At 67.2% G+C, this 13,833-nt stretch carries 8 protein-coding genes and 1 pseudogene; 5 read left to right on the forward strand and 4 right to left on the reverse strand.

Annotation, left to right across the window (positions count from 1 at the left end; genetic code table 11):
* Positions 1-37 precede the first annotated feature (37 nt).
* From PM1_RS26775 to PM1_RS26790, 4 genes and pseudogenes are all read left to right on the forward strand, one after another.
* Complete coding sequence (locus PM1_RS26775) at positions 38-538, forward strand: sigma-70 family RNA polymerase sigma factor (RefSeq protein ID WP_009617195.1); 501 nt, start codon at positions 38-40, stop codon at positions 536-538.
* Entirely contained in the window at positions 535-1,512 is a 978-nt protein-coding gene (locus tag PM1_RS26780; protein WP_009617194.1) for a FecR domain-containing protein, read from the forward strand. The genes PM1_RS26775 and PM1_RS26780 overlap by 4 nt, the downstream gene beginning before the upstream one ends.
* A 421-nt stretch (positions 1,513-1,933) precedes the next feature.
* Positions 1,934-4,375 carry a TonB-dependent siderophore receptor gene (locus tag PM1_RS26785; protein ID WP_009617193.1) on the forward strand — a complete coding sequence of 814 codons (2,442 nt, stop codon included), beginning with the start codon at positions 1,934-1,936 and terminating at the stop codon, positions 4,373-4,375.
* 256 nt (positions 4,376-4,631) lie between these two features.
* Positions 4,632-5,447: pseudogene (locus PM1_RS26790) on the forward strand (hypothetical protein); the annotation flags it as partial.
* A 43-nt stretch (positions 5,448-5,490) separates the two neighbouring features.
* Here PM1_RS26790 and PM1_RS26795 read toward each other — a convergent pair.
* The 3 genes from PM1_RS26795 to PM1_RS26805 form a co-directional block, all read right to left on the reverse strand.
* Entirely contained in the window at positions 5,491-5,688 is a 198-nt protein-coding gene (locus PM1_RS26795) for a hypothetical protein (RefSeq protein WP_009617189.1), read from the reverse strand.
* 694 nt (positions 5,689-6,382) lie between these two features.
* Positions 6,383-6,880, reverse strand: a complete 498-nt coding sequence (gene ssb / locus PM1_RS26800) for a single-stranded DNA-binding protein (RefSeq protein WP_009617188.1) — start codon at positions 6,878-6,880, stop codon at positions 6,383-6,385.
* A gap of 18 nt (positions 6,881-6,898) precedes the next feature.
* Complete coding sequence (locus tag PM1_RS26805) at positions 6,899-8,287, reverse strand: MFS transporter (RefSeq protein ID WP_009617187.1); 1,389 nt, start codon at positions 8,285-8,287, stop codon at positions 6,899-6,901.
* A 211-nt stretch (positions 8,288-8,498) separates the two neighbouring features.
* On the opposite strand from PM1_RS26805, the gene uvrA reads away from it, so the two are divergent.
* Positions 8,499-11,354: an excinuclease ABC subunit UvrA gene (gene uvrA / locus PM1_RS26810; protein WP_009617186.1), complete on the forward strand. Its 2,856-nt coding sequence runs from the start codon at positions 8,499-8,501 to the stop codon at positions 11,352-11,354.
* Positions 11,355-11,657: 303 nt separating this feature from the next.
* Here the strand turns inward: uvrA and katG are convergent, their stop codons facing one another.
* Positions 11,658-13,802 (reverse strand): catalase/peroxidase HPI, encoded by a 2,145-nt coding sequence (gene katG, locus PM1_RS26815; RefSeq protein WP_009617185.1) that lies wholly within the window; start codon positions 13,800-13,802, stop codon positions 11,658-11,660.
* Positions 13,803-13,833: the final 31 nt, after the last annotated feature.

Below are 13,833 nucleotides of genomic sequence, written 5' to 3' on the forward strand. Positions count from 1 at the left end.
TGCGACGAATTATCATTCTTCATCTTTCCCGGCGCCCATGGCCTCCTCCACCCTCGACATCGACCAGCTGTACAGCGACCACCACGGCTGGCTGCACGGTTGGCTGCGCAGCCGCCTGGGCAACGCCGCGGATGCCGCCGACCTGGCCCAGGACACCTTCCTGCGCGTGCTGCTCAAGCAGGAGCTGCTGGAGCTGCGCACCCCGCGCGCCTTCCTACGCACCATCGCCCGCGGCCTGGTGATCGACCACTGGCGCCGCGAGGAACTGGAGCGCGCCTACCTGGAGTCCATCGCCCACCTGCCGGAGGCGGAAACGCCCTCGGCGGAAACCCGCGAAATGCTCCTGGAGCTGCTGGAAGGCATCGCCCGCCTGCTCGACGGCCTGAAGCCCAAGGTGCGCAGCGCCTTCCTCCTGGCCCAGTGCGAGGGCCTGCCCCACGCGCAGGTGGCCGAACGGCTCGGGGTTTCCGTGCGCTCGGTGGAACGCTACGTGGCCGAGGCGCTGTTCCACTGCTACCAGGCGCGCTACGCCGAATGAACGCCAGCGCCGAACTGCAACCCGACGCCCGGGTGGTCAAGCAGGCCATCCAGTGGATGCTGCGCCTGTCCGGCGGCGCCGACCCGGCCGCGCAGGAAGCCTGCGCCCGCTGGCGCGCCCAGCGCGCCGAGCACGAACTGGCCTGGCAACGCGTACAGTCGCTGAACCAGGAGTTGCGCAGCGGCCTGCAGAGCGTGCCGGGCAGCCGCGTGGCCCTGGAAACCCTGGAGAAAGGCAGCCAGCGCCTGCAACGGCGCCAGGCCCTGAAGCTGCTCTCGGTGGTCGCCCTGGGCGGCTCCGCGCTGTGGCTGAGCCGCGACCTCGGCCCCTGGCAGCGCTGGAGCGCCGACTACGCCAGCGGCATCGGCGAACGCAAGCGCTTCGTCCTGGCCGACGGCAGCAAACTGCAACTGAACACCGACACCGCCGTCGACGTCTTCTTCGCTCCGCAGCAGCGCCTGCTGGTCCTGCAGCGCGGCGAAATCCTCGTCAGCACCGCCAGGGACCCCGCCCGGCCGCTGCGCGTGCGCAACCGCGACGGCCTGTTCGAAGCCCTGGGCACCCGCTTCGTGCTGCGCCAGAACGCGAGCGACACCCTGCTCAGCGTGCAGCAGGGCGCCGTGGCCATCGCCCCGCGCCGCCTCGGCCAGACCAGCACGGTGGCCGAGGCCGGCCAGCGCTATCTGGTCGACGCCAACGGCACCACTCCGCTGGCCGCCAGCGGCATGGACAGCAGCGCCTGGGCCGAAGGCCTGATCGTCAGCCGCGACATGCGCCTGGCCGACTTCCTCGCCGAGGTCGCCCGCTACCGCCACGGCCACCTCGGCTGCGACCCGATGGTGGCCGACCTGCGCCTGTCCGGCGTGTTCCGCCTGGACGACACCGACAAACTGCTCGACCTGCTGCCGCGCACCCTGCCGGTACGCGTCATGCGTCGCAGCGATTGGTGGGTGACCGTCGAGGCCCGCGCCTGAACCGGACTCCCCTGTACCTGTAGGAGCGAGCTTGCTCGCGAATGGAGTTTCCCGGTCATGCCGGTGCCAGGCATGAGAGCGCCCTCTCCCTAACCCTCTCCCTGAAGGGAGAGGGGACCGTTGGGCAGGGCTGGGTGTTCTGGCGTTAGCCGGCAGCACCGAAGGTTTCCGGCTGAAACCATTCCTCCTCTCGGCACGGACTAGCCCCCTCTCCCTTCAGGGAGAGGGCTGGGGAGAGGGGACGGAGTCAAACCAAAACATCTAAGCCACCTGGAAACTCCATTCGCGAGCAAGCTCGCGCCTACGAAGAGCCGCCTGGGTACCATTTTTTCGCGGATGAGAATTATTTTTGTCGGGTTTTCCCCACTGGCCCGGCATGGAGATAAACCCTCCCATTTCCCGCCCTGACGGATACCTCTCCATGCGTGCAGTCCCGGCCCGATCACCCGCCCCGAACTCCCCCGCCAGCCGCCTCTCCATCGCCGTGCGCGGCGCCCTGCTGTGCGCCGCCCTGGGCAGCGCCCTGCCCCTGACGGCCTGGGCCGCCGACGCCGCCAACATCACCCGCAGCCGCGCCTACGCCATCCCCGCCGGGCCCCTGGGAGAGGTGCTCAACAGCTTCGCCCGCGAGGCCGGCATCACCCTCTCGGCCACCCCGCAGCAGACCGCCGGGCTGCAGTCCGAAGGGCTCAACGGCACCTACTCGGTAGACCAGGGCCTGGCCCGCCTGCTCGCCGACACCCCGCTGCAGGCCGAAGACCAGGGCGACGGCAGCTACGTGCTGCGCAGCGTCGCGCCCCAGGACGCCCTGGCCATGCCGGCCACCAGCGTGTTTGCCCTGGGCAACGCGCTGGGCAGCGAGGACGGCTACCTGGCCACCCACAGCCAGATCGCCACCAAGACCTCCAAGGCCCTGCTGGAAACCAGCCAGAGCGTCTCGGTGGTGACCCGCGAGCAGATCCAGGACCAGGGCTCGAAGACCGTGCAGCAGGCGATCCGCTACACCCCCGGCATCTTCACCGGCCAGGTCGGCGCCTCCAACCGCTACGACTACATCGTCATGCGCGGCTTCGCCGACAACAGCGTGGACAACATCTACCTGGACGGCCTCAAGGCCATGGGCGACAGCGGCACCTTCAGCTCGATGCAGGTCGACCCGTACTTCCTCGAACGCATCGACGTGCTCAAGGGCCCGTCCTCGGTGCTCTACGGCCGCAGCCTGCCCGGCGGCCTGGTGGCGCTGACCAGCAAGAAGCCGCTGTACGAGGACTACCACCAGGTCACCGCCAGCGTCGGCAACATGCAGCAGCGCGAGCTGGGCTTCGACTTCAGCGGCCCGCTGGACGAGGAGAAACGCATCGCCTACCGCGTGGTCGGCCTGGGCAAGGGCGCCGACACCCAGTTCGACCACACCAAGGAAGAGCGCTACGCCATCGCCCCGAGCCTGGCCATCGACTTCAGCGACGACACCACCCTGACCCTCCAGGGCTACCTGCAGCACGACCCCAACGGCGGCTACCACAGCGGCGTGCCGGCCGACGGCGCGCTGTACCACCACAACGGCCGCAAGATCGACCGCGACTTCTTCGACGGCGAACCGAGCATCGACGACTTCGACCGCACCCAGCGCATGTTCGGCTACCAGCTGGAGCACCGCATCGACGACGTCTGGTCGGCGCGGCAGAACTTCCGCTACCTGGAGTCCGACGTGAGCCTGGCGCAGGTCTACGGCTACGGCTGGACCGCCCCGGACAGCAACGAGCTGACGCGCTACTTCTCCGGCGCCCGCGAGCGCCTGGAGGCCTACATCATCGACAACATGGCCCAGGCCGAATTCGCCACCGGCGCGGCGCAGCACACCCTGCTGATGGGCCTGGACTACCAGCGCCGGCACACCTCGGTGGACTGGTCCTCCGGCTCGGTGGCGCCCATCGACGCCTTCGACCCGGTCTACGGCAACGCCGCCATCAGCTACTACCCCGATGACAACCACACCCGCCGCCTGGAACAGACCGGCGTCTACGCCCAGGACCTGATCGACCTGGACAACTGGCGCTTCTCCCTGGGCATGCGCCAGGACTGGGTGACGGTGGAAGACAAGAACCGCAGCAGCGGCAGCAAGGCCGACGACGACTGGAAGAAATTCACCGGCCGCGCCGGCGTGCTCTACCTGTTCGACAACGGCATAGCGCCCTACGTCAGCTACTCCGAGTCGTTCAACCCCAACGCCTACTCCGACCAGAACGGCACCCCGCTGGAACCCACCGAAGGCAAGCAGTGGGAGCTTGGCCTGAAGTACCAGCCGCCGGGCAGCGCCAGCCTGTACACCGCCTCGCTGTTCCACATCACCCAGGAAAACGTGGCCACCAAGGAGCCGCAGGACAACTTCTACACCTCAGTCGGCGAGATCCGCTCCCAGGGCCTGGAACTGGAAGCGCACATCCAGGCGACCAAGAACCTCAAGCTGCTGGGCAGCTACACCTACACCGATATCACCTACAGCAAGGCGCTGGACGGCAACCAGGGCCACACCCCGAACCAGGCGCCCAAGCACATGGCCTCGGTGTGGGCCGACTACGCCTTCGACGCAGGCCCCCTGGACGGCCTGAGCATCGGCGGCGGCGCCCGCTACGTCGGCGAAACCTGGGCGGACAAGGAAAACACCCTGCGCGTGCCCGACTACACCCTGGTCGACGCGCGCATCGGCTACGACCTTGGCAAGCTCGGCATGAAGGGCCTGGACGTCAGCCTCAACGCCAACAACCTGCTGGACAAGGACTACGTGGCCTCCTGCTACAACCTCGACTACTGCTACTTCGGCGAGAAACGCAACATCACCGCCACGCTCAACTACCAGTTCTGAACCCACGCCGCCCGCACAGCGGGCGGCCCTTCACCCCAGCTCTCTTCCGCACCCACCGCATTCCCTCCCCTGGACCGGACGCGCGGGAAAGGGCTGGGGTGAGGGCGCCATTCCCTCGTAGGAGCGAGCTTGCTCGCGAACCGCCTCCGCAGCGGGGCCCGTTCGCGAGCAAGCTCGCTCCTACAAAGTCCCCCTCTCCTTCCCGCCGCGCGCCCTTGGTGGCGCACTGATAGGCAGCAGCATCAACCGCCCGGCGCGCTGGCTGTTCGACACCTTCCGCCTGGACGTGCAGGGCCGCTACCGGCAGTTCAACCTCGACGCCGGCTACTGGTTCCAGGACCGCAACAAGCGCGCGGTGGACCGGGCCTACCTCGGCTACCGCTTCGACGAGCGTTCCGACCTGCAGGTGGGCGCGCCAGCCAGGCCCTTCGGCCTGCTGCCCTATCCGCAGTTCGGCTGGAGCTACCACATCCCGTTCTTCCTCGGCTTCGGCGTGAATACCGGCACCGGCCTGAAGTACGGCTACAAGGACAGCGACTGGGACTTCCAGGCCGCCTCGCGGCTGTACAACGCCACCACCGACGACAACGGCAGCTTCTGGGCGGCCGGCGCCCACGGGGTGTTCAAGAACGGCCCCTGGACGATCTCGAGCCAGGCGATCCGCTACGAATACGACCCGAAGAACCCCGGCGGCGTCAGCGACGATTCCGTGCTCATGGGCGGCAACGGCCTGACTCCGGTCTTCCTGGTGGCGGCCAAGGGCAGCATCGGCGGGCTCAACGTCGGCTACGACGTCGCCACGCCCTGGCTGGGGCCGGTGAAGAAGGTGAAGCTGTACAACGACTACAGCCGGCTGTGGAAGGAAAAGAGCGGCTGGGACGACTCGCAGATGTACACCGCCGGCATCCAGTTCTTCGCCCTGCCGGTGATGGCCTGGCTGGACTTCACCTGGGCGCGCAACGCCAACCCCTGGGGCGGCGCGGAGAACGGCACGGGCTGGACCTCGACCACCTCCTCGGGCAGCAACGACTGGTACTTCCGCACCAACCTGAACATCGGCTACTACTTCTGAGCCGGGCGGCGGGGCCAGGCCCGCGCCTGGCCCCGCGGGCCGCTCAGAACCGCTCCGCGTCCTGCGCGTGGCGCTGCACCTCTTCCCGCTCCAGGCTCTCGCGGTAGGCGTGGGCCTCCTGCTCGCTGTAGAACACGCCGACCAGCAGGCCCTGCTGGTGCACGTCCCAGCAGCGCCGGCCGAGGGCACGGAATTCGCGGGATTTATGGTCTTCGTCGCGCTCAGTGACAACTACGCTCATGGGTTCTTCTCCGTTGTTTGACTTGCATCAAGGCGGAGTCAGAATCACTTAATTAGCCAGCTAACGAAATAGCCGAGTCAGCAAAGGTTTTTTGCGAAAAACGTGGGGAACGCGAGGCAATTGCCGTGCCCACCGCGCCGGGGCGCTTTTCGTAGGATGGGTTGAGCCTGCGAAACCCATGCGGCGATGGCGATGGGTATCGCTTCGCTCAACGCCATCCTACGAGGTGTCGATAGCCGGACGATCCGGCGCGGATCGCGGATGAGATCCGCTACGCCGCCCCACCCGTGCCATTCCCATGTAGGAGCGCGCCCTGCGCGCGAAATCGCGGGCAGGGCCCGCTCCTACAATTTGCTGTGAGGTATGGAGTTTCCTCGTAGGAGCGGACCTTGTCCGCGATAGCCGGACGTCCCGGCGCGATTCGCGGATAAGATCCGCTCCTACGCTGCCCCACCCATGCCATTCCATGTAGGAGCGCGCCCTGCGCGCGAAATCGCGGGCAGGGCCCGCTCCTACAGGTTGCCGGCAGGCACGGTATGCCTCCCCGTAGGAGCGGACCTTGTCCGCGATAGCCGGACGCCCCGGCGCGGATCGCGGGCCGGGCCGGGCCGGCAAGACAGCCGAGGCTCTGCAGGCATGAAAAAACCCGGCATCCCCAAAGGGAATGCCGGGCTTTTTCGGACCTGTCCGACGCTTAGAACGGAATGTCGTCGTCGAAGCTGTCGTAGTCGGCGGCCGGTTGCGGGGCCGGGGCGGCCTGTTGTTGCGGCGCCGGGCGCGGGGCCTGTTGCGGGCGCTGCTGGGGTTCGCGCGGCGCGCGCGGGGCGTCGTCGCCACCGGCGCCCGGACGGCCGCCGAGCAGTTGCATGTTGCCGTTGATGTCTACCACGATCTCGGTGGTGTAGCGGTCCTGACCGTCCTGGCCCTGCCACTTGCGGGTGCGCAGGCTGCCTTCGACGTAGATCTGCGAGCCCTTGCGCACGTACTCGGCGACGATTTCCGCCAGGCGGCCGAAGAACACCACGCGGTGCCATTCGGTACGTTCCTGCTGCTGGCCGGTCTGCTTGTCCTTCCAGCTCTCGCTGGTGGCCAGGGTGACGTTGGTCACCGCGTTGCCGTTGGGCAGGTAGCGGGTTTCCGGATCGCCACCGACGTTACCAACCAGAATGACTTTGTTAACCCCACGGGCCATGACGCTCTCCTAAAGGCTTCAGCACGTCGCCGGCTCGACGCCTGCCAGGCGTTCGAGGGACGTGCGATCCACTTGTTGGGAATCTACTTTGACATAAGCGGCGGCCTCTTCGGCGACCACCATCACATCGCTCACACCGGGCAATGCCTTGAAACGCTCGGCCAACGAGGCATCGCCCAGCACCTCGTCGGACAGGGGCAGGCGGATGCTCGTTACATACGGCGGTTCGCGCATGGTAACAGCAATCGCCAGCCATATGGCAGCCAGCACGGCGCAGCCGATGAACACCCCGTCCAACCCGCCGTGCTGGAACATCCAGCCGCCGAGGATGCCGCCCACGGCGGCGCCGAGGAACTGGCTGGTGGAGTACACGCCCATCGCCGTGCCCTTGCCGCCGGCCGGCGAGACCTTGCTCACCAGCGACGGCAGCGAGGCTTCCAGCAGGTTGAACGCGGTGAAGTAGACGACGATGCCGAACAGCAGTTCCTTCAGGCTGTATCCGAATTCCCAGAAGAACAGCTCGCAGAGCATCAGGGTGGCCACCGCGCCGGCCAGCACGCGCTTCATCTGGCGCTTCTTCTCGGCGTAGATGATGAACGGCACCATGCCGAAGAAGCCCACCAGCAGCGCGGTCAGGTAGACCCACCAGTGTTCTTCCTTGGGCAGCCCGGCGCGCTCCACCAGGGCCAGCGGCAAGGCCACGAAGCTGGCCATGAGGATCGCGTGCAGCACCAGGATGCCGGCGTCCAGGCGCAGCAGCTCGGCGTTCTTCAGGGTCGGCAGCAGCGCCTGGCCGGCGACGCTGGACTCGCGGTGCTGCAGGCGGTGGTCCGGGGTCGGCACGAAGAACAGGATCATCAGCAGGCCGACCAGGGCCATGCCGGCGGTGAACCAGAACAGCCCGTGCAGGCCGAACAGGTGCGTCAGCACGGGGCCGGCGACCATGGCCACGGCGAAGGACACGCCGATGCTCATGCCGATGGTGGCCATGGCCTTGGTGCGGTGCTGCTCGCGGGTCAGGTCCGAGAGCATCGCCATCACCGCCGCGGAGATCGCCCCGGCGCCCTGGATCACCCGCCCGGCGATCACGCCCCAGATGCTGTCGGCGTTGGCCGCCACGGCCGCGCCGAGGGCGAACACCAGCAGGCCGACGACGATGATCGGCCGGCGGCCGATGCGGTCGGACAGGGTGCCCAGGGGAATCTGCAGGATGGCCTGGGTCAGGCCGTAGGCGCCGATGGCCAGGCCGATCAGCGCCGGGGTTGCGCCGGCCAGGTCCTGGCCATAGGTGGCCAGCACCGGCAGGACCATGAACATGCCGAGCATGCGGAACGCGAAGACCAGGGAAAGGCCGACGGCCGCGCGGGTTTCGGTGCCACTCATGCGCTCAGTGTGGGTGTCGTGCATAAGTCCCTCAGGGGAATGACTGGAGCGGGCTGTGCTTCTTGCCCCCGCAATGGCGTGCCCATCCGTTCCCGGATGGCCGGCTGCCGCCGACGCCGAAAAATAGCCGGGCATTCTAGCAGCCCAGCCGCCCGGAGGCACAGACGCGCCACTTTGCCGCGTACTGCCAGGGAAACGTATACTCAGCGGTTTTCGCCCGCCATGCGAGGCCGCTGTGGACAAGATCCTCATCCGTGGGGCACGTACCCACAACCTGAAGAACATCGACCTGACCCTGCCACGCGACAAGCTGATCGTGATCACCGGCCTGTCCGGCTCCGGCAAGTCGTCCCTGGCCTTCGACACGCTCTACGCCGAAGGCCAGCGCCGCTACGTGGAATCCCTGTCGGCCTATGCCCGGCAGTTCCTCTCGATGATGGAAAAACCCGACGTCGACACCATCGAGGGCCTGTCGCCGGCGATTTCCATCGAGCAGAAGTCCACCTCGCACAACCCGCGCTCCACCGTGGGCACCATCACCGAGATCTACGACTACCTGCGCCTGCTCTACGCCCGCGTCGGCATCCCGCGCTGCCCGGACCACGACATCCCGCTGGAGGCGCAGACCGTCAGCCAGATGGTCGACCAGGTGCTGGCGCTGCCCGAGGGCCGCCGGCTGATGCTGCTGGCCCCGGTGATCCGCGAGCGCAAGGGCGAGCACCTGGCGGTGTTCGACGAGATGCGTGCCCAGGGCTTCGTCCGCGCGCGGGTCGACGGCAAGCTCTACGAGCTGGACGAACTGCCCAAGCTGGACAAGAAGCAGAAGCACTCCATCGACGTGGTGGTGGACCGCTTCAAGGTCCGCGGCGACCTGCAGCAGCGCCTGGCGGAATCCTTCGAGACGGCCATCAACCTGGCCGACGGCATCGCCCTGGTAGCACCCCTTCCCGACGAAGACGACAAAAAGCAGGGCGAAGAAGGCGAGGAGATGATCTTCTCCGCGCGCTTCGCCTGCCCGGTGTGCGGCCACTCCATCAGCGAGCTGGAACCCAAGCTGTTCTCCTTCAACAACCCCGCCGGCGCCTGCCCCACCTGCGACGGCCTGGGCGTGAAGCAGTTCTTCGACGCGCGCCGGGTGGTCAACGGCGAGCTGACCCTGGCCGAGGGCGCCATCCGCGGCTGGGACAGGCGCAACGTCTATTACTTCCAGATGCTCGGCTCGCTGGCCGCGCATTTCGGCTTCAGCCTGGAGGTGCCCTTCCAGGAACTCTCGCCCGAGCACCAGAAGTTCATCCTCGGCGGCTCGGGGCGCGAGAACGTCGAGTTCCGCTACCTCAACGACCGCGGCGACATCGTCAAGCGCGCGCACCCCTTCGAGGGCATCCTGCCGAACCTGGAGCGCCGCTACCGCGAGACCGAGTCCATGACCGTGCGCGAGGAGCTGGCCAAGTTCCTCAGCACCCAGCCCTGCCCGGACTGCCACGGCACCCGCCTGCGCCGCGAGGCGCGCCACGTGTGGGTGGGCGACAAGACGCTGCCGGCGGTCACCGCGATGCCGGTGGGCGAGGCCAGCGAATACGCCGCCGGCCTGACCCTGACCGGCCGCCGCGGCGAGATCGCGGCGAAGATCCTCAAGGAAATCCGCGAGCGCCTGCAGTTCCTGGTCAACGTCGGCCTCGACTACCTGACCCTCGACCGCAGCGCCGACACCCTGTCCGGCGGCGAGGCCCAGCGCATCCGCCTGGCCAGCCAGATCGGCGCGGGCCTGGTGGGGGTGATGTACATCCTCGACGAGCCCTCCATCGGCCTGCACCAGCGCGACAACGAACGCCTGCTGGCCACCCTCACCCACCTGCGCAACCTGGGCAACACGGTGATAGTGGTGGAGCACGACGAGGACGCCATCCGCCTCGCCGACTACGTGGTCGACATCGGCCCCGGCGCCGGCGTGCATGGCGGGCAGATCGTCGCCGAAGGCACGCCCGAGCAGGTCATGAGCCATCCGGACTCGGTGACCGGCAAGTACCTCTCCGGCCGCCAGAAGATCGTGGTGCCGGCGCAGCGCACGCCGCGCAACAAGAAGCAGTTGCTCAAGCTCAAGGGCGCGCGCGGCAACAACCTGCGCAACGTCAACCTGGAACTCCCGGTCGGCCTGTTCACCTGCGTCACCGGCGTGTCCGGCTCGGGCAAGTCGACGCTGATCAACAACACCCTGTTCCCGATCACCGCCACCGCGCTGAACGGCGCCACCAGCCTGGAGGTCGCGCCCTACGACTCCTTCGACGGCCTGCAGCACCTGGACAAGGTGGTGGACATCGACCAGAGCCCGATCGGCCGCACGCCGCGCTCCAACCCGGCGACCTACACCGGCCTGTTCACCCCGATCCGCGAACTGTTCGCCGGCGTGCCGGAAGCCCGCTCGCGCGGCTACGGCCCGGGGCGCTTCTCGTTCAACGTCAAGGGCGGCCGCTGCGAGGCCTGCCAGGGCGACGGCGTGATCAAGGTAGAGATGCACTTCCTGCCGGATATCTACGTGCCCTGCGACGTCTGCAAGGGCAAGCGCTACAACCGCGAGACGCTGGAGATCCGCTACAAGGGCAAGAGCATCACCGAGGTGCTGGACATGACCATCGAGGACGCCCGCGCGTTCTTCGACGCCGTGCCGGCCATCGCCCGCAAGCTGCAGACGCTGATCGACGTGGGCCTGTCGTACATCAAGCTGGGGCAGAGCGCGACCACCCTGTCCGGCGGCGAGGCGCAGCGGGTGAAGCTGTCCCGCGAGCTATCCAAGCGCGACACCGGCAAGACCCTGTACATCCTCGACGAACCGACCACCGGCCTGCACTTCGCGGACATCCAGCAACTGCTCGACGTGCTGCACCGCCTGCGCGACCACGGCAACACGGTGGTGGTGATCGAGCACAACCTGGACGTGATCAAGACCGCCGACTGGCTGGTCGACCTCGGCCCCGAGGGCGGCTCCAAGGGCGGCCAGATCATCGCCAGCGGCACGCCGGAGCAGGTGGCGGAGATGGAAGCGTCGCACACCGGGCGCTTCCTCAAGCCACTGCTGGAGCGCGATCGGGCCTGACTGCTGAAAGGGGCTGTCCGTGCCCCCGGGCGTCCGGGGGGCCAGTGAGTCCACATGGCAATGTCATAGCCTGGGCGGCGTAGGAGCGAGCGTAGCTTTTCGTAGGATGGCGTTGAGCGAAGCGATACCCATCACCGATGGCCGCATGGGTTTCGCAAGCTCAACCCATCCTACGAAAAGCACCTCGAAGCAGCCGGCAACCCACATGAAAATGCCGCTTCCCCGTAAAAGGGAAACGGCATTTTCTTTCAAGTGGCCACTGCTACCGCCAAAGCGGCGCCTTTTCTTCCCAGCCCAAGAACATCAGGCCAGATCGAAGCGGTCCAGGTTCATCACCTTGGTCCAGGCGGCGACGAAGTCCTTCACGAACTTCTCCTTGGCATCGCTGCTGGCGTAGACCTCGGCCAGCGCACGCAGCACCGAGTGCGAACCAAAGATCAGGTCGGCACGGGTAGCGGTCCACTTCAGCTCGCCGCCCTTGCGGGCCCGGCCCTCGAAGACCTCCGCGGAGCCGTCCACCGGCGCCCAGACGGTCCCCATGTCCAGCAGGTTGACGAAGAAGTCGTTGCTGAGCACGCCGGGCCGGTCGGTGAACACGCCATGGGCGCTACCGTCGTAGTTGGCCCCCAGCATGCGCAGGCCGCCGACGAGCACGGTCATTTCCGGAGCGGTCAGGGTCAGCAACTGGGCCTTGTCGACCAGCAGTGCCTCGGTGGACGCGCCGGGATTGGCGCTCTTGTAGTTGCGGAAGCCATCGGCGATGGGTTCGAGCACCTCGAAGGACTCGACGTCGGTCTGGTCCTGGCGGGCATCCGCGCGGCCCGGAGCGAAGGGCACCTCGATGTTCACGCCGGCAGCCTTGGCGGCCTGCTCGACACCCACGTTACCGGCCAGCACGATCACGTCGGCCAGCGAGGCCTTGCCGGAGAACCGCTGGATCTCGTCGAGCTTGGCCAATACCTTGGCGAGCTGCTGCGGATTGTTGACCTCCCAATCCTTCTGCGGCGCCAGGCGAATGCGCGCGCCATTGGCACCGCCGCGCTTGTCGCCACCGCGGAAGGTGGAGGCCGAGGCCCAGGCGGTGGACACCAGCTCGGCGATCGACAGGCCGGACTCGGCGATCTTCGCCTTCAGGTCGGCGATGTCCGCGGCGCTCGGGTTGTGCGTGGCCGGCGGCAGCGGGTCCTGCCAGATCAGGTCTTCCTTCGGCACTTCCGGGCCGAGGTAGCGGGCCTTCGGCCCCATGTCGCGGTGGGTCAGCTTGAACCAGGCGCGGGCGAACGCATCGGCGAAGGCCTGCGGGTCATCGAGGAAGCGCTTGGAGATTTTCCCGAATTCCGGATCGAAGCGCAGCGTCAGGTCGGTGGTGAGCATGGTGGGCTTGCGCTTCTTCGACGGATCGAAGGGATCAGGAATGATCTCCGGCGCATCCTTGGCGACCCACTGGATGGCCCCGGCGGGCGAGCGGGTCTGTTCCCATTCGTACTTGAACAGGTTCTCGAAGAAGAAGTTGCTCCACTGGGTGGGCGTTTGCGTCCATACCACCTCGATGCCGGAGGTGATGGCGTCGGCGCCGACGCCGGAGCCATAGCTGCTGGCCCAGCCCAGGCCCTGCTGCTCGAGGGGAGCGTCTTCCGGGGGAGCGCCGACGTGGTCCGCCGAGCCGGCACCGTGGGTCTTGCCGAGGGTGTGGCCACCGGCGATCAGGGCGACGATCTCTTCGTCGTTCATCGCCATATTGCCGAAGGTCGCACGGATGGCGGGCGCGGCCGACAACGGGTCGCCGCTGGCATTGGGGCCTTCGGGGTTCACATAGATCAGGCCCATCTCGGTGGCCGCCAGGGGGTTCTTGGCCAGGGCCTCGGGGTCGCGGTGGACGAGCCAGGTCTTCTCGTCGCCCCAGTTGACGTCGTTGTCCGGCTCCCATACGTCTTCGCGGCCGGCGCCGAAGCCGAAGGTACGGAACCCCATGCTTTCCAGGGCCACGTTGCCGGCGAGCACCATCAGGTCGCCCCAGGAGATCTTCTGGCCGTATTTCTGCTTGATCGGCCACAGCAGGCGCCGCGCCTTGTCCAGGCTGACGTTGTCCGGCCAGGAGTTCAGCGGGGCGAAGCGCTGTTGGGCGCGGCCCACGCCGCCGCGGCCATCGGCGATACGGTAGGTACCGGCGGCGTGCCAGGCCATGCGGATCATCAGGCCGCCATAGTGGCCCCAGTCGGCCGGCCACCATTCCTGGGAGTCGGTCATCATGTGCTTCAGGTCGGCCTTCAGGGCCGAGTAGTCGAGTTTCTTGAACTCGTCGCGGTAGTTGAACTTCTCACCCAACGGGTTGGATCTTTCCGAATGCTGGTTCAGTAGGTCCAACTTCAGTTGATTCGGCCACCAGTCCTCGTTGGTAGTACCGCCACCAGCAACATAATGGAACGGGCATTTCGATTCATTCGACATTGCTTTCTCCTTTGTCCTCATCGGGTCGGTC

It is taken from the genome of Pseudomonas sp. M1 (assembly GCF_022760135.1).
Classification (GTDB): domain Bacteria; phylum Pseudomonadota; class Gammaproteobacteria; order Pseudomonadales; family Pseudomonadaceae; genus Pseudomonas; species Pseudomonas citronellolis.